The sequence below is a fragment of the Kitasatospora sp. NPDC041917 genome, from assembly GCF_055589745.1.
In genome coordinates this window covers 39283-58123 of record NZ_JBVJBI010000008.1, presented here as the reverse complement: position 1 = coordinate 58123, position 18841 = coordinate 39283, and the positions used below count along the sequence as shown (strand labels likewise).

Annotated in this window: 14 protein-coding genes and 1 pseudogene; 9 read left to right on the top strand and 6 right to left on the bottom strand. The window is 74.1% G+C overall.

The annotated features are described in order from the left end of the window. Positions 1 to 7 precede the first annotated feature (7 nt). The 3 genes from ACZ6EM_RS12025 (at position 8) to ACZ6EM_RS12015 (ending at position 4743) form a co-directional block, all read left to right on the top strand. Complete coding sequence (locus ACZ6EM_RS12025) at positions 8 to 1246, top strand: hypothetical protein (protein ID WP_401050875.1); 1239 nt, start codon at positions 8 to 10, stop codon at positions 1244 to 1246. A gap of 160 nt (positions 1247 to 1406) precedes the next feature. After that, positions 1407 to 3107, top strand: coding sequence for a phenylacetic acid degradation protein PaaN (gene paaN / locus ACZ6EM_RS12020; RefSeq protein WP_401050877.1), 1701 nt, complete (start codon positions 1407 to 1409; stop codon positions 3105 to 3107). Positions 3108 to 3252: 145 nt separating this feature from the next. Then, the gene (locus tag ACZ6EM_RS12015) at positions 3253 to 4743 is read left to right on the top strand and encodes an FAD-dependent monooxygenase (RefSeq protein ID WP_401050879.1); all 1491 of its coding nucleotides are present in this window, start codon (positions 3253 to 3255) and stop codon (positions 4741 to 4743) included. A gap of 81 nt (positions 4744 to 4824) precedes the next feature. Here ACZ6EM_RS12015 and ACZ6EM_RS12010 read toward each other — a convergent pair whose 3' ends face one another. After that, positions 4825 to 5391, bottom strand: a complete 567-nt coding sequence (locus tag ACZ6EM_RS12010) for a CGNR zinc finger domain-containing protein (RefSeq protein WP_401050746.1) — start codon at positions 5389 to 5391, stop codon at positions 4825 to 4827. A gap of 256 nt (positions 5392 to 5647) precedes the next feature. Between ACZ6EM_RS12010 and ACZ6EM_RS12005 the strand changes: the two genes are divergently transcribed. The 5 genes and pseudogenes from ACZ6EM_RS12005 to ACZ6EM_RS11985 all read left to right on the top strand — a co-directional run bounded on the left by ACZ6EM_RS12005 (position 5648) and on the right by ACZ6EM_RS11985 (position 12218). Continuing rightward, the gene (locus ACZ6EM_RS12005; RefSeq protein WP_401050743.1) at positions 5648 to 7804 is read left to right on the top strand and encodes a protease pro-enzyme activation domain-containing protein; all 2157 of its coding nucleotides are present in this window, start codon (positions 5648 to 5650) and stop codon (positions 7802 to 7804) included. A 300-nt stretch (positions 7805 to 8104) separates the two neighbouring features. Beyond that, positions 8105 to 9112, top strand: a complete 1008-nt coding sequence (locus ACZ6EM_RS12000; protein WP_387694032.1) for an XRE family transcriptional regulator — start codon at positions 8105 to 8107, stop codon at positions 9110 to 9112. A 196-nt stretch (positions 9113 to 9308) separates the two neighbouring features. Continuing rightward, a complete protein-coding gene (locus ACZ6EM_RS11995; protein WP_401050740.1) occupies positions 9309 to 9779 on the top strand; it encodes a VOC family protein in 471 nt (156 codons plus the stop codon). Between the two features lie 32 nt (positions 9780 to 9811). Then, positions 9812 to 10720: a pyridoxamine 5'-phosphate oxidase family protein gene (locus tag ACZ6EM_RS11990; RefSeq protein WP_401050737.1), complete on the top strand. Its 909-nt coding sequence runs from the start codon at positions 9812 to 9814 to the stop codon at positions 10718 to 10720. Positions 10721 to 10877: 157 nt separating this feature from the next. Continuing rightward, positions 10878 to 12218 (top strand): annotated as a pseudogene (locus tag ACZ6EM_RS11985) (peptidoglycan-binding protein). 40 nt (positions 12219 to 12258) lie between these two features. Here ACZ6EM_RS11985 and ACZ6EM_RS11980 read toward each other — a convergent pair. After that, entirely contained in the window at positions 12259 to 13011 is a 753-nt protein-coding gene (locus ACZ6EM_RS11980) for a TrmH family RNA methyltransferase (protein ID WP_452180870.1), read from the bottom strand. 5 nt (positions 13012 to 13016) lie between these two features. After that, positions 13017 to 13664, bottom strand: coding sequence for a TetR/AcrR family transcriptional regulator (locus ACZ6EM_RS11975; RefSeq protein WP_465772309.1), 648 nt, complete (start codon positions 13662 to 13664; stop codon positions 13017 to 13019). A 100-nt stretch (positions 13665 to 13764) separates the two neighbouring features. On the opposite strand from ACZ6EM_RS11975, the gene ACZ6EM_RS11970 reads away from it, so the two are divergent. After that, complete coding sequence (locus ACZ6EM_RS11970) at positions 13765 to 14415, top strand: hypothetical protein (protein ID WP_380545794.1); 651 nt, start codon at positions 13765 to 13767, stop codon at positions 14413 to 14415. Positions 14416 to 14640: 225 nt separating this feature from the next. On the opposite strand, the gene ACZ6EM_RS11965 is transcribed toward ACZ6EM_RS11970, so the two are convergent. From ACZ6EM_RS11965 to ACZ6EM_RS11955, 3 genes are read right to left on the bottom strand one after another with little or no spacing between them, the layout of a single operon-like run. Continuing rightward, positions 14641 to 16827, bottom strand: coding sequence for an FUSC family protein (locus ACZ6EM_RS11965; protein ID WP_465772308.1), 2187 nt, complete (start codon positions 16825 to 16827; stop codon positions 14641 to 14643). A gap of 9 nt (positions 16828 to 16836) precedes the next feature. Further along, positions 16837 to 18093: an HTTM domain-containing protein gene (locus ACZ6EM_RS11960; protein WP_465772307.1), complete on the bottom strand. Its 1257-nt coding sequence runs from the start codon at positions 18091 to 18093 to the stop codon at positions 16837 to 16839. After that, the gene (locus ACZ6EM_RS11955; RefSeq protein ID WP_401054642.1) at positions 18090 to 18752 is read right to left on the bottom strand and encodes a DUF5819 family protein; all 663 of its coding nucleotides are present in this window, start codon (positions 18750 to 18752) and stop codon (positions 18090 to 18092) included. The genes ACZ6EM_RS11960 and ACZ6EM_RS11955 overlap by 4 nt, the downstream gene beginning before the upstream one ends. Positions 18753 to 18841 lie beyond the last annotated feature (89 nt).

Here is an 18841-nt window from a genome sequence, read left to right as displayed (position 1 = left end):
CTCCGACATGCCAGAGCAGCGCAGCGAGGAGCCGGCGGACACCGGGCGCACCTGGCAGGAACGCGGTCGCGACCTGGTGGTCCGCTACGGACCGGCCGTCTGGTGCTACGCGGTGCTGAAGCTGATCGGCTTCACCGTCTTCATGAAGCTGCTCTCCTTCGCCGGTGACTACGCCAAGAAGCCGGCCCGGTTCGGCGGCGGCGCCAACCCCTGGGACGTGCTGGCCACCTGGGACGGCTGGTGGTACCAGCAGGTGGCGCAGTTCGGCTACCACCCGGCGCTCGTACCGATCCCCAACGGTCCGATCGGCTACACCATCGAGCAGAACTCGGCCGCCTTCTTCCCGCTCTACCCGGGCCTGATGCGGATGGTCTCGGAGGCCACCGGCCTCGGCCTGTACGGCGCCGGAATGCTGGTCTCGGTGGTGTCCTCGCTGTTCGCCGCGGCCGGCATCTACGCCGTCGTGGAGAAGCTCACCTCGGACGCGCGCTCGGGCGTGATCGCGGCCGGCATCTGGGCGATCGTCCCGGGCTCGGGAGCCGAGTGGGCCGTCTACTCGGACTCGCTGTTCGTCGCGCTGGCCGCCTGGGCCTGCTACTGCGTGATGACCAAGCAGTGGATCGCGGCCGGGGTGATCACCCTGGTCGCCGGGCTCAACCGGCCCACCTCCGCGGCCCTGATCGGCGCCGTCGGCCTGGCCGCGATCGTCGAGCTGTACCGCCGGGAGAGCGGCGTCCTGCGCCCGCTGACCGCGATGGTGCTGGCCCCGGTCGGCCTGCTCGGCTACGTCGGCTGGGTGGGCTGGCGGACGGGCGAGTGGGGCGGCTACTTCCGGATCCAGCAGGACGCCTGGATGCACTACTTCGACTGGGGCCAGGGCACCTGGCACGCGATCCGCGGGGTGATGCTGGGCCGCAGCGACTACCCCTACGGCTTCCCGGTGCCGGACCTCCTCGCCACCCTGATCGTGTTCAGCCTGCCGGTGCTGATCGTGCTGCTGGTCCGGCTGCGCCCGCCGCTGGTGCTGACCGCCTACACGCTGGCCACGATCGTCTCGGTGCTCGGCAGCCTCGGCATCTTCGGCAACGTCTCGCGCTACCTGATGCCCGTGTTCCCGCTGTTCATCGCGCTGGCGGTGGCGATGCGCAAGCTGAGCCTGCCGGTGCTGGCCACCGTCCTGGGCACCGGGGCGGTCGCCTCCGGCTGGTACGCCGGGTACATCATCTTCGAGCTCGGCGTGCCGTAGACCCGGATCACCCGAGCCCACGGGGGCGCGTCCGCCATGGACGCGCCCCCTGTGCGTTCCCGCCGGATTCCCCCGCTGCACCCCCTTGAGCCGACCGATCGTTCGGTTACTCTGTGACGTGTCCCGTCCTGCTTTTCGAGGCCCTCCGAGGAGCGCACAGATGTCCGCAGCGGTCACCCACCCCCTCGTCAGCGAGCTGGTCGAGCGCCACCAGGCCACCCTGGACGCCGCGCTCACCGCCGCCACCGAGCGCGACTACTGGTCGCCCTACCCCGAGTTCCCGAAGGCCTACGGCGAGAGCGGCCCGGCGGACGGCAAGGCCGCCTTCGACGCCCTGCTCGGCAAGCCCTTCGCCCTCGACGGCCACCCCACCGACGGCGACCAGGTCGGCGGCGAGGCCTCCCCGTACGGCGTCGAGCTGGGCATCACCTACCCGCACGCCGCCCCGGACGCGCTGATCGCCGCGCTCACCGCCGCCCGCCCCGGCTGGGCCGCCGCGACCCCGCTGGAGCGCGCCGCCGTCTGCCTGGAGATCCTGCACCGGATCAACGCCCGCTCCCACGAGTTCGCCCAGGCCGTCATGCACACCACCGGCCAGGCCTACGGCATGGCCTTCCAGGCCGGCGGCCCGCACGCCCAGGACCGCGGCCTGGAGGCCGTCGCCTACGCCTACGCCGAGCAGACCCGGCTGCCCCGGCAGGCCGCCTGGACCAAGCCGCAGGGCAAGCGCGACCCGCTGGTGATGACCAAGGAGTTCACCGTCGTCCCGCGCGGCCTCGCGCTGCTGATCGGCTGCAACACCTTCCCCACCTGGAACGGCTACCCGGGCCTGTTCGCCTCGCTGGCCACCGGCAACCCGGTGCTGGTCAAGCCGCACCCGCGGGCCGTGCTGCCGCTCGCGCTGACCGTGCGGATCGCCCGCGAGGTGCTCGCCGAGGCCGGCTTCGACGCCGATCTGGTCTGCCTGGCCGCCGAGCACGAGGGCGGCACCGTCGCCCAGGCGCTCGCCGTCCACCCGGCGATCAAGCTGATCGACTACACCGGCTCCACCGCCTTCGGCGACTGGCTGGAGGAGCACGCCAAGCAGGCGCAGGTGTACACCGAGAAGGCCGGCGTCAACGCGGTGGTGATCGACTCCACCGACGACTACAAGGGCATGCTGGGCAACCTGGCCTTCGCGCTCTCGCTCTACAGCGGCCAGATGTGCACCACCCCGCAGAACGTGCTGATCCCGCGCGGCGGCATCGCCACCGACCAGGGTGACAAGTCCTACGACCAGGTGGTCTCCGACCTGGCCGGCGCCATCGAGGGCCTGCTGTCCGACGACGCCCGCGCCGCGGCGATCCTCGGCGCCGTGGTCAACCCCGGGGTGCTCCAGCGCTCGGCCGCCGCGGCCGGCGGCGAGTACGGCGAACTCGCCCTCGCCCCGCGCGCGGTGACCTCGCCGGACTTCCCCGGCGCGACCGTCCGCACCCCCGCGCTGGTCAAGCTGGACGCCGACAAGCCGGACGACCGCGCGGTCTTCCGCAGCGAGTGCTTCGGCCCGGTCTCCTTCGCCGTCGCCGTCGAATCCACCGCCGCCGCCGTCGAGTTGCTGCGCACCACGGTCCGCGAGAAGGGCGCCATGACCGCCTCCGGCTACACCACCTCGCCCGCGGTGGAGGCGCTGCTGGTCGAGGCCGCGCTGGACTCCGGCGTCTCGCTCTCGCTCAACCTCACCGGCGGGGTCTACCCCAACCAGACCGCCGCCTTCTCCGACCTGCACGGCACCGGCGCCAACCCGGCCGCCAACGCGGCCTACTGCGACGGCGCGTTCGTCGCCAACCGGTTCCGCACGGTGGAGATCCGCCGGCACGCCTGAGCCGTTCGACGAGTACCCGGATCCCGGCGGTCACCCACCGCCGGGACCCGGCGGTTCACAGCCCCGACGGCGCCCGCGATGATGGAGGCTGGGAGAACGCCGGGAACGGCGTCCGACCGCCCTCCGAGGAACGGGAGCTGAATACATGGCCGTGAAGCCGACGACCGAAACCGACGTCCTGATCGTCGGCGCCGGACCGACCGGACTGCTGCTGGCCGGCGACCTCGCCGCCGCCGGGGTCGGCGTCACGGTGCTGGAGAAGCGGGCCGCCGAGTCCAACCTCACCCGGGCCTTCGCCGTGCACGCCCGCAGCCTGGAGCTGCTGGACGCCCGGGGCCTGGCCGAGGAGCTGATCGCCACCGGCCGTCCGCTCGCCGAACTGAGGATGTTCGACCGCTTCGGCATCGACCTCGGCTCGCTGCCCACCCGCTTCCCGTTCGTCCTGATCACCCCGCAGTACCACGTCGAGCGGGTGCTGCTGGAGCGCGCGGAGCACGCCGGCGCGACCGTGCTGCGCGGCGCCGAGGTCACCGGGCTGCACCAGGACGCCGAGGGCGTGACGCTGGAGACCCGGGACGGGCACAGCCACCGCGCCGCGTACGCGGTCGCCACCGACGGCGCCCACTCCACCGTCCGCGACCTGCTGGGCATCCCGTTCCCCGGGGAGTCCGTGGTCGACTCGGTGGTGCTGGCCGACGTCCGGCTGGACCGCGAGCCCGCCCAGGCGATCACCGTCGGCGCCAACCAGGCCGGCTTCGCCTTCATCGCCCCGTTCGGCGACGGCTGGTTCCGGATCATCGCCTGGGACCGCGAGGAGCGGTACCCGGACGGCACCACCCCCACCACCGAGCAGCTCACCGACCTCACCCGGGCCATCCTCGGCGAGGACTACGGCCTGCACGAGGTGCGCTGGAGCTCCACCTTCCACAGCGACGAGCGACAGGCCCCCAACTACCGCTCCGGCCGGGTCTTCCTGGCCGGCGACGCCGCGCACTGCCACTCCCCGGCCGGCGGCCAGGGCATGAACACCGGCCTCCAGGACGCCGCCAACCTGTCCTGGAAGCTCGCCGCCGCGCTCCGGGGCCACGCCACCGACGCCCTGCTGGACACCTACCAGACCGAGCGGCACCCGGTCGGCCGGACGGTGCTGCGCACCTCCGGCGCGCTGATCCGGCTGGCGCTCGCCGAGTCCGCCCCCACCCGCGCCCTGCGCGGGGCGCTGACCGCGCTGGGCGGCCACCTCGACCCGGTCACCGAGCGCGGCGCCAGGCTGGTCTCCGGCATCGGCATCTCCTATCCCGCCCCCAAGGACGCCCACCCGCAGGTCGGCAAGCGCGTCCCGGACCTGCGGCTGACCGCCCTGAGCAAGCCCGTCGAGGGCGCCCCCGCCGCCCCGGAGCGGCTCTACGAGGCGCTGCGCGCCGGGAAGTTCGTCCTGGTCAGCAATGACGAGCTGGCCGCCGCCGAGCCCTGGACCGACCGCGTGGTCTGCGCCGCCCCCGCCGACCCGCACGGCAAGCTGCGCGACACCGTCCTGCTGATCCGCCCGGACGGCTACGTCGCCTGGGGCGCCGTCGACCCCGGCCAGGGCGAGCTCCGCGCCGCCCTCACCGACTGGCTGGGCACTCCGGCCTGACCGTCCTGCGGGCGGGCGCGCGATGAGCCGCGGGCCCGCCCGCACTGCTCCGGCCCGCCCGCCGGCCCGCCGGCCCGCCGATCAGCCTCGGGCCTTCACATAGTGCCGCGCCGCCTTCGCCCGGTTCCCGCACACCGCCATCCGGCACCACCGCCGGCGGCCGTTCTGCGAGGCGTCGAAGAAGTGCAGGATGCACGCCTCGTGCGCGCACTGCCTGACCCGGTGGGCCCCCTCGCCGAGCAGCGCGAGGAAACCGTCCGCCGCCAGCCAGGGCGCCAGCCACTGCGACCCGTCGGCCTCGATCCGGTCCTCGGCCCCGCCCGGTGCCGCCGTGCGCCGGATCCGGCCGCGCGCCAGCACCGCGTCCAGTCCGTCCCGCGCCGCGGCGCCCAACTCGCCGTGCTCGCGGGCGTCCCGGGCGGCCGACAGGATCGCCTCGCGGGTCTGCCGGATCGCCGCCAGGCCCTCCTCGTCCGCCGCGCAGCGTCCGCCCAGCCCGGCGGAGGAGAGCCAGATCGCGTACCCCTCGACATCGGTGAGCAGGTCGTTGACGGGCGTTCCGGCCCAGCGGGTGTTGAGCAGGTCGAGCGCGAGCGGCTCGCCGATCAGCGGTCGCGGGTCCCTCGGGTCGGGCTGCGCATCGGTCATGGCTCTCCCTCGGCTCGGTCCGATTCTACGTCCGCCCCCCTCGGCCGAACCGGGCCGGACCGGCCCCGGAATCCCGGCCATTCACTGTATGGAACCGCCGAGTTTCCCACTCTCCACAGTTGACTGTTTTTTAGCAACGAATTGCCCGGCCATGAGCCAATTCGCACACGGGTTCTGTCATGTTCGAGCCAGCGTTCTCGACCCCCTGAACGCCTGGCCCCGGGCCGGCCCCCACAGCCGGCCAGAGGAGGATCCGTTGCGTCCCCGCTCCCTTGCCCTCGCCGCGGCGATAGCCGTGCTGCCGCTGACCGCCGTCTCGCTCGGTGTCTCCACCGCGCAGGCCGCCACGCCCAACGCCACCCCGCGCGTCGCCCTGCCGAACACCGTGAACCCCGCGGTGGCCCACTCGGAGAAGAAGGGTGACGTTCCGGCCGCGCAGCAGATCGCGGTGTCCGTCAGCCTGAAGCTGCGCGACACGGACGCCCTGGACCGCTTCCTCGCCGCCGTCGCCACCCCGGGCACCCCGGAGTACGGCCACTACCTGACGCCGGAGCAGTTCACCGCGCGGTTCGGCCCGACCCAGGCCGCCGTCGACCAGGTCAGGACGTACCTGGCCCAGCAGGGCCTGACCGTCGGCGACGTGAGCGCCAACCGCCAGGTGGTCAACGCCCACGGCACCGCCGCCCAGGTCTCCCAGGCCTTCGGCACCCACGAGAGCTCGTACCTGGACCCGCAGCTGCAGCGCGCCTTCTTCGCCAACGACGCCGCGGCCTCGATCCCCTCCGACCTGGCCGCCGTGGTCCAGGGCATCAGCGGCCTGGACAACCACGCGGTGCGCAAGAACCGCATCGCCACGCCGAACGCGGTCACCCCGAACGCGGCGAGCGCCACCCCGAGCGGCATGGCCCCGGCCCAGTACACCGGCGCGTACAACCTCAACAAGACCGGCGCGGACGGCACCGGCACCACGGTCGCGCTGTGGGAGTTCGACGGCTACAAGTCCTCGAACCTGACCACCTACGACTCCCAGTACGGCCTGTCCGGCCCGGCCGTCTCCACCGTCTCGGTGGACGGCGCCAACTACGACTCCGCCCCCGGCCAGGGCCAGGGCGAGGTCGAGCTGGACAGCGAGATCGTCCGCGGCGCGGCGCCCAAGGCCACCCAGCTGGTCTACGAGGCGCCCAACAGCGACCAGGGCGAGATCGACATGGCCAACAAGATCGTGACCGACAACAAGGTCTCGGTGGTCTCGATCTCCTGGGGCTCCTGCGAGCCGGACACCACCGCCTCCTCGATGACCGCGGTCGACAACGCCTTCAAGCAGGCCGCCGCCCAGGGCATCTCGATCTTCTCCGCCTCCGGCGACGACGGCTCCCGCGACTGCACCCGCTCCACCAGCGGCTCCTCCGTCAAGGCGGTCGACTTCCCGGCCTCCAGCCCGCACCAGACCGGCGTCGGCGGCACCAACCTCAAGGTCTCCAGCGGCAACGCCTACTCCTCGGAGAGCGCCTGGAGCACCGCCGGCGGCGGCGTCTCCACCGTGTTCGCCAAGCCGAGCTGGCAGACCGGCACCGGTGTCAGCGGCACCATGCGCACCGTCCCGGACGTCTCCTCCAACGCCGACCCGGCCAGCGGCTTCGCGATCTACACCGCCGGCGGCTGGCAGGTCTACGGCGGCACCAGCGCCGCCGCGCCGCTCTGGTCCGGCTACGCGGCCCAGTTCAACCAGAAGGCCAAGACCGCCGGGCAGCCGGTCCTGGGCGAGGCGAGCCCGCGGCTGTACTCGGTCGCGAACAGCAGCGCCTACGGCAGCACCTTCCACGACGTGACCACCGGCGCCAACCAGGACTTCTCCGCGAAGACCGGCTACGACCAGGTCACCGGCTGGGGCTCCCCGGTCGCCGACGCGCTGACCACCGCCCTGCTCGGCGGCGGCACCACCCCGCCGTCCGGCGGCTGCACCGCCGCCCAGCTCGTCACCAACGGCGGCTTCGAGACCGGTACCGCCTCCCCGTGGACCACCTCCAGCGGCGTGGTCGACAACAGCTCCTCCCAGGCGGCCCACTCGGGCAGCTGGAAGGCCTGGATGAACGGCTACGGCTCGGCCCACACCGACACCATGTCGCAGACCGTCTCGATCCCGGCCGGCTGCGCCTCCGCCAAGCTGACCTTCTGGCTGCACATCGACACCGCGGAGACCGGCACCACCGCGTACGACAAGCTGACCGTCCAGGCCAACAGCACCACGCTGGCGACCTACTCCAACGCGAACGCCGCCGCGGGCTACGTCCAGCGCACCCTGGACCTGACCTCCTTCGCCGGCCAGACCGTGACCATCAAGTTCACCGGCACCGAGGACTCGTCGCAGCAGACCAGCTTCGTGATCGACGACGTCGCGCTGAACGTGAGCTGATCACCGACCGATAGCACCACCGAACCCCCGCCGGGGCGGAGCCGTCAGGGCCCGCCCCGGCGGTGTCCGTCCGGGCCCGCCCACGGCGGTGTGCGGGCCCAGGTCGGCGGCTCGTGTTTCCGGACTGTTTCAAGATCGCTAACCCTTCGGTCCACCTGCCGTGACCACTGTCATACGCACGACTGATGACGTAGCCTCTCGACCGTGCATAGGGTTCCCCAAAGCTCGGTGAAGCCGCTGGCGGCGCGCCCCGGCGCCGGCCCGGTCCCGCCGAACTCACCTGGTGGGGAGGGTCACCGCATGGCCGCACAGCAACCACAGGACGCCGCGCGACTGCGGCTGGTCGGGTCGCACACGGAGCGCCCCGGACCGGCTCCCGCCGGCGCCCCCGCACCACCGCCCGGCCGGCTCGCCCCGGTCGGCGGCTTCGCGGACACCCTGCACCTGGCCATCGAGGCCAGCGGCCTCAGCCTGGACCGCATCCGCGCCGCCCTCGCCGGACGGGGCGTCAGGGTCAGTGTCACGACCCTGAGTTACTGGCGGCGCGGCCGCAGCCAGCCCGAACGGGCCAGCTCGCTGCGCGCCGTCCACCTGCTGGAGGAACTGCTCGGCCTGCCGCACAGCGCGCTCTCCTCCCTGCTCGGCCCGCCGCGCCCGCGCGGCCGCTGGGCCGCCGCGGCCAACACCTGCCACCTCGGGCTGGAGGACGTCTGGCCGGGCGAGCAGGAGATCGCCAACATCTTCGCCGAGCTGAACGCCCCGCCGGCCGGCGAGCTGGAGCGGCTGAGCATCCACGACTCCTACTACGTGGACGCCGAGCGGCGCGGCAACCTGCTGCGGATGCGCCAGGTGGTGCGCGCCACGGTCGGCGGCGTCGGCCGCTGCCTGGTGGTGCACATGGCCGACGAGGAGGCGGCCGGCTGCCCGGAGATCACCTCGGTGCGGCACGGCCGGCTGGGCCGGGTGCGCCGCCGCCCCGAGGCCGGGCTGATCGTCGCCGAGCTGATGCTGGACCGCCCGCTCGGCCTCGGCGACAGCACGGTCTTCGAGTACGAGGTGGAGATCCCGCCCGGCGGCCCGACCATGGAGTACAGCCGCCGCTTCGCCAGCCCGGTGCGCGAGTACGTGCTCCAGGTGCACTTCGACCCGGCGGCCGTCCCCGCGCACTGCGAGCGCTACGACCGCGAGCCCGGCGCCGACGTCGACCACCGCCGCGAACAGCTGTGGATCGGCGCCTCGGCGAGCGCCCACGTCCTGGCCCCGGACCAGCAGCCGGGCCACATCGGCATCCGCTGGGAGTGGGCCTAGCCAGGGGCCGGGCCCTTCCCCCTTCCGAGCCCCGTCGGGACCGTCAGGCCCGGCGGGGCTTTCGCGTGCCCCCCGCAAAACCTAACCGCTCCAGTGCCATTCACTGGTTGACGCTGCATCATCTAACTCCTACTCTCATGAGTACCGGTTAGGCGGCAGCCTCGCCGGACGCCGAAGCCTCCGGGAGTGACCAGGCATGTCCGCCACCACCCAGCTCCGCACCCTGCAGACCGGCCACGTGGGACTGAACGTCACCGACCTGGCCCGCTCGCTCGACTTCTACCGCGCCGTGTTCGGCCTGGAGGTCACCGCCGAAGGCACCGACCCCGAACGCCGCTACGCCCTGCTCGGCCGCGACGGCCGCCTGGTGGTGACGCTCTGGCAGCAGAGCGCGGGCACCTTCGCCACCACCGGCCCCGGCCTGCACCACCTCTCCTTCGAGGTCGAGAGCCTCGACGAGGTCCGCGCCACCGAACGGCTGCTGCGCGGGCTCGGCGCGGAGTTCGCCTACGACGGCGTCGTCCCGCACAGCGAGGGCTCGGCCTCCGGCGGCATCTTCTTCACCGACCCGGACGGCATCCGGCTGGAGGTCTACACCCGCACCGGTGTGGACGGGACCGAGGCCGAAGCCCCCACTGCCGACGCCCCGACCTGCGGCTTCTTCTAGAACGCGTCCCGACCACCGCCAGGGAGCCGACCATGACCACCAGCACGCCGTACCACCCCGGCGAGCGGACCGTCCAGGCCCGGGCCGACCGGACCGGACGGGCCGACCACGCCGGCCGGTCGATCCGCCGCACCGTCCCGACGGTCGCCGCCCGCTTCCTGACCGAGCGCCGGATGCTGGTCGTCGGCGCCGCCGACCGGGACGGCCGGGTCTGGGCCACCCAGCTGGCCGGCCCGGCCGGCTTCCTCTCCGCCCCGGACGAACACACCCTGGCCGTCGCCGCCCTCCCGTCCGGGGCCGACCCGCTGGCCGGGGCGCTGGACCGCCCGGCCCGGGTCGGCACCATCGCACTGGACCCGGCCGGCCGGCGCCGGATGCGGCTCAACGGGCGTTCCGTCCCGGACGGCCGGGGCGGGCTGCTGGTGCACGCCGAGGAGGTGGTCGCCAACTGCCCGAAGTACATCCAGCGCCGCACCCCGACGGACCGCCCGGCCGCCGGCCCGCCCCGCACGGTCGCCACCGGTCCGGCGCTGACCACCGCGCAGCGCCTGGCGGCGGCCACCGCGGACACCTTCTTCATCGCCAGCACCGGCCCGGACGGCAGCGTGGACGCCTCCCACCGCGGTGGCCTCCCCGGCTTCCTGCGACCGGTGGCACCGGACCGGCTGCGCTGGCCGGAGTACCCGGGCAACAGCATGTTCCTGACGCTCGGGAACCTGGAGCTGGACCCGCGCGCCGGCCTGCTGCTGCCCGACTGGGAGACCGGCGGGGCGCTGCTGGTGACCGGCGAGGCCCGCGCCGACTGGTCCGAGGAGGCCCGGCAGGGCGTCCCGGGCGCCGAACGGATGGTCGAACTGACCGTCACCGGCGTCGTCGAACTGGCCGACGCCACCCCCCTGACCTGGAGCGACCCCGAGTACTCGGCCGCCATTCCACGCTGACCACGGCTCACCTCTCCTAGGCCATCCCACCGATCGACGCCACGCCCGGGAGCCGAACGGGTCTCACCCGTTCGGCCTAACCCACCGTGACTCATCCCGCCCGCTTTGGGACTTTGGTCCGGATAACACGCGGAATAGTCCGGGAAAGAGGCGGAGCATGACCCTGACCGACCCCCTGTCCCCGCTCATCGAGTTCGACGACGTCGAACCGGCGGAGGACTGCATATGCGGGGGCTGCAACGCCCGCCGACGCGCACGGCTGCACGCCGCGCCGGTCCACGAGGGCGGCCACGCCGCCGCCCGCAGCGTCCGCCGCCGGGCCGCCGTCCTGATGGCCGCCGTGGGCACCGCGATAGGCGGCGGAACGGCCGCCGCCGGCTCCGCCACCGCGGCCCCCGCGCCCGGCCCCACCCCGGGCGGCAGCAGCAATGCCCGGTCACAGACCCCCCAGGGCGAGGTCAGCGGCCTCTACGGCCAGGCCCCCGGCGCCCGCGCCTTCGCCGCCCCGCGCACCGCCGCGGCGCCGCTCACCCGGGCCCAGATCATCCAGCGCGCCCAGACCTGGGTCGACCAGGGCGTGCCGTACAGCATGAGCCGCTACTGGTCGGACGGCTACCGCCAGGACTGCTCCGGATTCGTCTCGATGGCCTGGGGCCTGGGCAGCAGTCAGACCACCTGGACACTGCCCGACTTCGCCGAGCGGATCGGCAAGAACGACCTCCAGCCCGGCGACGTCCTCATCTACAACAACCCGGCCAACCCCTAGGCCGGCTCGCACGTGACGATCTTCGGCGGCTGGACCGACTCCTCCCGCACCACGTACGTCGCCTACGAGCAGACCGGCCCCGCCACCAAGAAGCGCTCCACCCCGTACGCGTACTGGAACAACTCCGGCGGCTACGTCCCGTACCGCTACACCGGCCTGTCCGCCGGCGGCAACGGCGGCGGCACCTCCTCGACCGCCTTCCCCGGCACCGCCAAGTTCGGCCCCGGCGCCAACAACGCGTACGTCACCGAGCTCGGCCAACTGCTGGTGCGGCGCGGCGGCGCCGCGTTCTACTCCGAGGGCCCCGGCCCGCGCTGGGGCGAGGCCGACCGCAGGGCCACCCAGGCCTTCCAGCAGGCCCAGGGCTGGCGCGGCAACGAGGCCGACGGCATCCCCGGCAAGGACACCTGGGACTACCTGGTCAACGGCAAGGGCCGCGACATCGGCGGCGGGGGCGGCACCCCGCTACCGCCCCCGCCGCCCACCACCGGCGGCTCCGCCTTCCCCGGTGCGCGGTACTTCGGCCCCGGCCAGAACAACGACCACGTCCGTCTGCTCGGCGAACAGCTGGTCCGCAAGGGCTTCGGCGGCTCGTACGGCGTCGGCCCCGGCCCGCGCTGGACGGAGAGCGACCGCCGCGCCGTCCAGGCCTTCCAGCAGGCCCAGGGCTGGCGCGGCAGCGAGGCCGACGGCTACCCGGGCCCCGACACCTGGCGCCGGCTCTTCTCCTGACGGCCCCGCCGGGGCACGGTGCCCTCCCGGGCACCGCGCCTCAGCGCCGCCCCGACATCCAGTGGAAGAGGCCCATCCCGACGCTGGTCGCCAGGTTGAAGCTGGACACCCCCGGCTGCATCGGCACCGCCACCAGGTGGTCGGCGCGCGCCTTGAGCTCCTCCGACACGCCGTGCCGCTCGGTGCCGAAGACCAGCAGCGCCTCGTCGGGGAACGGCACGTCCCGGATGTCCGCCCCCTCCGGATCCAGCACGTACAGGGGCCCGTCCGGCAGTTGCTCCGGATCCAAGTGCTCGACCGCGGTCGCGAAGTGCAGTCCCGCGCTGCCCCGCAGCACGTTCGGGTGCCACGGATCCAGGTCCCCGGTGGTCACCACCCCGGTGGCACCGAACCCCGCCGCCAGCCGGATCACCGCCCCGACGTTCCCCAGGTTGCGCGGATTCTCCAGCACCACCACCGGCGCCGTCCGCGGCCGGCGGGCCAGCACCGCCCGGTTCGCCCGCGCACCGGGCCGCACCGCCGACGCGGCCACCCCCGTCGGGTGCAACCGCGGCACCAGCCCCCGCAGCACGGCCTCCGGCACCTCCACCGCGAGCCCCTCCAGCGCCGGCACGACATCCGGCGCCAGCTCACCCGCCAACGCCAGCAGAGCCGCCCGGTCGGCGGTCAGCACCCGCCGCACCTCGCCCCCGAACCGCAGCGCGTGCTTCAGCGCGTGGAACCCGTCCAGCAGCACCGCCCCCGGCTCCCGCTCGGCCGCCCGCCAGGCCCGCACCAGCTCGTCCTCGTCCATGGCGGTCACTCTGTCACCCGCCCCGGACCCGGCTCACCGGGCCGCCCGGCCGCGGCGATCACCTCGTCGAAGCCCAACGCGCGCCCCGGCGGTCCGTCCGGTTCGCCGGCCAACCCGGCCAGCGCGAGGTCCAGGTGCCGGTGGACCAAGGAGCCGTCCGCGTCCAGCGCCGCCAGCGCCCCCGGCAGCGGACGGGACACCCGGACGCAGAGCAGCACCAGGTCCCCCATCCCCACGTCGGGGCGCAGCCGCCCGGCCTCCCGCGCGGCCCGCAGCAGCCCCTCGACCGCCACGACGGTGCCCCGGCGAACCGCCACCAGCTCCTCGTCCACCACCAGGTGCTCCAACAGCACCACGATCGCCGCCCCCATCCGCAGATCGGCGGCGGCGTGCACGAAGCGGCGCAGCGCCAGGTACGGATCCGGCTCGGCCGCCCGCGCCTGCTCGGCGGCCTCGGTGAGCCGGGCCAGCAGGTCGGTGACCAGTTCGTGGACCAGCGCCTCCCGGTCGGGGAACCGCCGGTAGAGCGTGCCCGGGCCGACCCCGGCCCGCCGCACCACCGCGTCCAACGGGGCGTCCGGGCCCCGCTCCAGGAACACCTCGCAGGCGGCGTCCAGGATCCTGCGCCGGCTGCGCTCCGCGTCGGCCCTCATCCACAACTCCCTAACCGGAGAAAATCTCTCCCCCTATGCTAGCGTCACCAGAAGCGGAGAAAATTCCTCCGCCTTCTCGCCCTCTTCAAGGAGCGACGCCATGCAGCCCGGCCTCACCATCCGCACCGAGATCGACGGCACCCCCCACCCCCGGGAGGCCGTCCTCGCCTGGGAACTCGACCGCGCCCGCGCCGCCCTGCGCCTGCTCAAGCAGCGCCTCGGCGACGACCGGACGCGCGAACTGCTCACCCCCGACACCACCGCCGCCGACACCGCCCTGGCCGGCTGGGCCCGGGCCTCCGCCGGCCGCCGGCGCACCGCCGTCACCGAACTCACCGCCACCGGCATCGACGCCGACACCTTCCTCACCTGGTGGCAGTCCCGCCTGCAGACCGGCGACCGCGCCGCCCTGCTCGCCGCCAACCCCGAGCACTACCTCGCCGACTCCACCGGCGAGCAGGTCGAGATCATCGAAACCATCGGCACCGGCCCGGCCCGCTTCTTCCTCCACTTCCACCACGACCTCCCCGGCGACGACACCTTCCCGGTCCGCATCGGCGGCACCGGCACCCTCGCCGACGGCACCGAGGTCCTCCACGTCCTCCACGAATTCGCCGACACCCCCGACGGCCTGCGCATCCGCCTCACCGTCCAGTTCCCGGAAGCCGCCCCCGACCTCCTCCCCACCGGCCACCAGTGGCACTTCGCCTGCGAGTTCACCAACTGGCTCCAAGCCGCCCACGCCGCCTGACCCCAACACCCCACCCCCCAACCCCAACCCCACCCCCAACCCCCACCCCCACCGAGAGGAGCACCCCCACCCCCCAGCGCGAAAGGTGCCCCTCCCTCCCCAGCGAGAGGGACGCGCTGCGGAAGGGGGCGGCGCAGGGGGTGGGTGCGGAGAGGGGCGTGACGGGTGATTTTCAGACTGCCAACGGTCTCAACGCCCCACCCCTCGGAGTGGGCAGTCTGAAAATCATCCAGCCCCCGGAGCACCCACCCCCGGAGCCGCCCCCGGCCCCCCACCCTCCCGAGAGCCCCCCTCCCGAGAGCCCTCCCCCGCAGAAGACCCCCGCAGAGCCCGCTCCAAATCCCGCAAAGCCTGCCCCACCAACCGGGTCCCCGCCCTCACCACATCCCGCTGCACCCCCGCCGGCGCCCCCGCCAGCCCCTCCTCCAACCACACCTGGGCGTCCCGCACCGCCCCGAACTCCACCGTCCGCCCCGTCAGCATCGCCCCCGCCGCGAGCGCCGTCGCCAGCCGCAGCTCCTCCGCGTACGCCCCCGCCCCCGGCACCGGCTCCGCGTCCCCCGCCGGCAGGTGGGCCTCCAGCAGCACGGCCGCCCGCCCGAGGGCCCCGACCGCCGCCCGGGCCCGGTCGATCTGGCGCCGGCTCACTCCGGCCAGCCCGGATTCGTGCCGCCCCGGTTCGGCGTCGGCCCGCTGCATCGCCTGGAACAGTTCGGAGCGCGCCTCCCGGGAGTCCAGCAGCGCGCTGCGCACCACCCGTCCGCGCGGCGCCGCCGGCTCCTCGTAGCAGGCGATCACCGCCGCCGCGTACCGTCCGGCGGCCGCCAGCCATTCGGCGAGCCGTTCGCCGAGCCGGGCGGTCTGCCAGGTCGGGAAGAGCGCGTACGTGACGAGTGCGATCGATCCGCCGAGCAGGGTGAGCCCGACCCGTTCGAAGGCTGTCACCAGCGGGTTGCCCTCCTGGAGTCCGAGCAGGAACACCACGTACGTGGAGATCCCGACCGTGGTGAGCGCGTACCCGGTGCGGAACGCCAGGTACGACCCGCCGATGCAGATCACCGCCAGCGCGGCCAGCACCCATTGCCCGGGGTGGGCGAGCTGCACCACGAGCGTCGAGACGGCGACTCCGACCACCGTTCCGGCCAGCCGGGCGACGCCCCGGCTGTAGGTCTGGGCGAAGTCCGGCCGCATCACCATCGCGGCGGTCATCGGCGCCCAGTACCCGTGGTGGAATCCGGCGAGCCGGGCCAGCAGGTAGGCGACGGTGACCACGCCGGCGAGCCGGACGGCGTGCTGGAAGATCGCCGAGCGCGGGTGCAGCTGCCGCCGCACGGCCCGTGCCGCGACCGGCAGCATCCGGGCGATGGTGGGCTTGCGCAGCGCCCCGCCGGCCCCGACGACGGGGGTGGTGATGGTGTCCTCGTCGTTGCGGTCCAGGGTGTCCGCGGCCTTCCGCAGCAGCCCGCCGAGCCGCCGGGCGGAGCGCCGGGCCGCGCCCTGGAGCCGCGGCCCGTCGTCGGAGCCGACCAGGGTGAGCGACGGCGCGGAGCGGGGGAGCCGGACGGGGTCGCCGGTGCGGATCGCCCGGGCGAGGGCGTCCATGACCTCGGCGGCGGCGGCCAGCACTTCCCGGGCCCGGTCCCGTCCCGGCCCTTCTTCGGGGGCGCCCACCTTGGGGTCGGCGAGTGCGGCGAGGGTGGGCCGGATGCGCTCGGCGATGCCGCGCAGTCCGCGCAGCTCGGGTGGCCGGTGGCGGTCCTGCCAGGGGGTGAGGGCGGCGGCGTGGCGGGCCGTCATGAACGGCTCCGGGTCGACGTGCGCGGTCGGGTCCTGTCGCAACCGGCGTGCGTAGTCGGCGAGTTCGGCGTAGGTGTCGGCGAGGGCCTCCCGTTGGGCGGTCCAGCTGCCGATCGGCCAGACGGTGATGACGGTGGCCTGGGCGACTCCGCCCAGGGCGGCGACGAGCCCGTGGCCGAGCGCGGTGACCGTGCTGACCGGGAGTTGTACGACGATCAGCATCACCGAGACGGTGTTGGTGGCGACCACTCCGGCGGTGGGCCCGATCGCCCAGGCCAGTCCGGCGCCGAAGGCCCACACCGCGAGCAGCACCGGGAACAGCCCGGGGACGCCGGCGGCCAGGTAGCCGAGGAAGGTGCTGATGCCGAGTCCGGCCCCGGCGGCGACGGCGAGGCTGGCCCGGGGCCGGAAGCTGCGCTGGAAGGTGGCCGAGCCGGCGATGAACGCGCCCATCGCGGCCGAGGTGGCGAGCGCGACCCCGCCGAGCGCGAGGGTGGGGAAGAGCACCAGCGCCACCGCGACGGCCCCGCGCACCGCCCGCTTGGGGTCGGTGAGCGCCCGGTCCAGGGTGAGCCCGGTCCGCGCGGTGTCACGAAGTGCGGCGAACCAGGACATAGCGACATCCTAGGCCGGATACCTCCGCCGGATCCGGCTCAGCCGCGCCGCCGCCCACAGCAGTGCCCCGGTCGGCAGGAACACCGCGTCCGCCGCGATCATCGCGAGCGAGAAGACCGGCAGCCCGAGCACGACCGCGATCCCCGCGTGCTCCAGCATCATGACGGCCAGCAGGCCGTTCTTGACCCGCCGGTCGAGCAGCGTGAACGGGAACGCCACCTGGAGGATCACGGTGCCGTACGAGATCAGGAAGACCGGCAGCAGCGCCGAGCCGACCAGCGCGGACAGCCCCGGCCAGGGCGTGAAGTAGTCCAGGTGCAGCGGGTAGTACAGCGCGGTGCCGTCCTGCCAGCGCGAGCCCTGCACCTTGTACCAGCCGGCCGTGGCGTAGATCAGCACCACTTCGACGGCGATCACCAGCATCGCGCAGTTGTGCACCATGTTCGCCAGCGCGTCGAGCACCGCCCGCGGCTCGCCGTCGGGCCGCAGCCGGCCGAGCGTCCACCGGAGCCCGGCCGCCGTCCAGAGCGCCCAGAACAACGGCGACCAGCCGAGGTACGGGAAGGCCCGGTCGGTCCAGGTCAGGGTGTCCCCGGCGAAGCCGCCGAACTGACAGGCCGCCAGGACGGCTCCGAGCACCGCCCAGAGCACCACCCCGGTCCGCCCGGGTCCTCGGCGCCGGGCGTCCAGCGACCAGACCTCGGCGCAGCGGGTGAAGACCAGGTAGACCGCCATCAGGTGGACGACGTTGTCACCGCCGTCGCCGAGGAAGACGTCGCGGTTCTGCAGGGACAGCACGGTGACCAGGAACAGCACCCTGCTCGCCCTGGTCCGCCAGCCCAGCAGTACGGCCAGGGCGGCCAGCACGGCCAGGTGGTAGACCAGCTCGGACCAGAGCCGGCCGCCGAACCAGGGCAGCACGGTGAAGGCCCCGTTGTCGGCCAGCAGCTGTTCGGCCAGCTCCGCCGACCAGGGGGAGAGGTCGCCGTACAGCACCCGCCGGTGCGGCCACTCGCGCAGCAGGTAGGCCAGCCAGACCAGTCCGAAGCCGATCCGCACCACCGCCGCCTGGTGGCGGCCGAGCGCCCGTCCGGTGAACGCCTCGGCGGCCCGCCCGAGCGGTGCCCGCGGCCCGCGTGCCGTCCCCGCCGCCCCGGACTCCACCGGCCGCGCGGCCCCGGTCTGCCGGGGCACCCCGCCGTCCGGCCCGGCCCCGCCCGGTGCCGCCCCGCCCGGTGCCGTGGCCCGCACCGTCGCCTCGTTCATCCGAGCAGCCCCCGGTAGTCCTCGTCCGTCACCGGCCACCACGGCAGCTCCCGCACCCGGGGCGCCGCCGGCGCGGGCTCGCCGCTCCAGGACGGCGGCGGGACGGTGGCCGCGGTCGACCGGAACTGGATCTCCACGATCCGCCCCCCGTCCGCCTCCCGGCCGATCCGCTGCAGGGCGATCCGCTTGAGGTACTGCTCGGCGAGCCTGCCGCGCGGGGAGGCCGGGGTCTCGTCCTGCGGGTTGTGCGAGCCGTCGTAGAAGTCCCAGGCCCGGCGCAGCAGGTTCTGCTCGACGTGGCTGGGCGCCGGGTTGCCCCGTATCGCGGCGACGTCCTGGGCGGTCAACCCGATCCAGTCGTGGGTGCGGGTGGACCCGTCGGGCGCGGCGGTGCGGATCCGGGCGTCCACGCTCACGTTCTGCTGGAGCGGGTTGGGCGCGAACAGCTTCCAGTTCTGCTCGAACTCCGGGTACACCACGCCGTCGAGTTCGTCCCGGTACTGCCGGGACACCGAGTTGGCGGGCGCGACGTGCAGGAACACCGCGGCGAGGAACAGCCCGGTGCCGCCGGCCAGCACCGACCCGGCGAAGCCGAGGACCAACTGCGCGGGCCTGGACCAGGTCCTCCCGGCAGCCGGCCGGTCCGTCGTCTCGGTCATGGCCTCCCCGACCGGTCGGCGGGCGCCACCGGCCCGGTGCCGGCGCGCTCGCGCGCGCCCATCCTGCCGCACGGCACGGGCGGCGGGTG

What these genes read in the sequence shown, in the direction of transcription:
- ACZ6EM_RS11955 (WP_401054642.1), bottom strand. Translation starts at nt 18,752, where the DNA reads ATGACCGAGACGACGGACCGGCCGGCTGCCGGGAGGACCTGGTCCAGG.
- ACZ6EM_RS11975 (WP_465772309.1), bottom strand. Translation starts at nt 13,664, where the DNA reads ATGAGGGCCGACGCGGAGCGCAGCCGGCGCAGGATCCTGGACGCCGCC.
- ACZ6EM_RS12010 (WP_401050746.1), bottom strand. Translation starts at nt 5,391, where the DNA reads ATGACCGATGCGCAGCCCGACCCGAGGGACCCGCGACCGCTGATCGGC.
- ACZ6EM_RS11970 (WP_380545794.1), top strand. Translation starts at nt 13,765, where the DNA reads ATGCAGCCCGGCCTCACCATCCGCACCGAGATCGACGGCACCCCCCAC.
- ACZ6EM_RS12015 (WP_401050879.1), top strand. Translation starts at nt 3,253, where the DNA reads ATGGCCGTGAAGCCGACGACCGAAACCGACGTCCTGATCGTCGGCGCC.
- ACZ6EM_RS11990 (WP_401050737.1), top strand. Translation starts at nt 9,812, where the DNA reads ATGACCACCAGCACGCCGTACCACCCCGGCGAGCGGACCGTCCAGGCC.
- ACZ6EM_RS12000 (WP_387694032.1), top strand. Translation starts at nt 8,105, where the DNA reads ATGGCCGCACAGCAACCACAGGACGCCGCGCGACTGCGGCTGGTCGGG.
- ACZ6EM_RS11995 (WP_401050740.1), top strand. Translation starts at nt 9,309, where the DNA reads ATGTCCGCCACCACCCAGCTCCGCACCCTGCAGACCGGCCACGTGGGA.
- ACZ6EM_RS11960 (WP_465772307.1), bottom strand. Translation starts at nt 18,093, where the DNA reads ATGAACGAGGCGACGGTGCGGGCCACGGCACCGGGCGGGGCGGCACCG.
- ACZ6EM_RS11980 (WP_452180870.1), bottom strand. Translation starts at nt 13,011, where the DNA reads ATGGACGAGGACGAGCTGGTGCGGGCCTGGCGGGCGGCCGAGCGGGAG.
- ACZ6EM_RS12025 (WP_401050875.1), top strand. Translation starts at nt 8, where the DNA reads ATGCCAGAGCAGCGCAGCGAGGAGCCGGCGGACACCGGGCGCACCTGG.
- paaN (WP_401050877.1), top strand. Translation starts at nt 1,407, where the DNA reads ATGTCCGCAGCGGTCACCCACCCCCTCGTCAGCGAGCTGGTCGAGCGC.
- ACZ6EM_RS11965 (WP_465772308.1), bottom strand. Translation starts at nt 16,827, where the DNA reads ATGTCCTGGTTCGCCGCACTTCGTGACACCGCGCGGACCGGGCTCACC.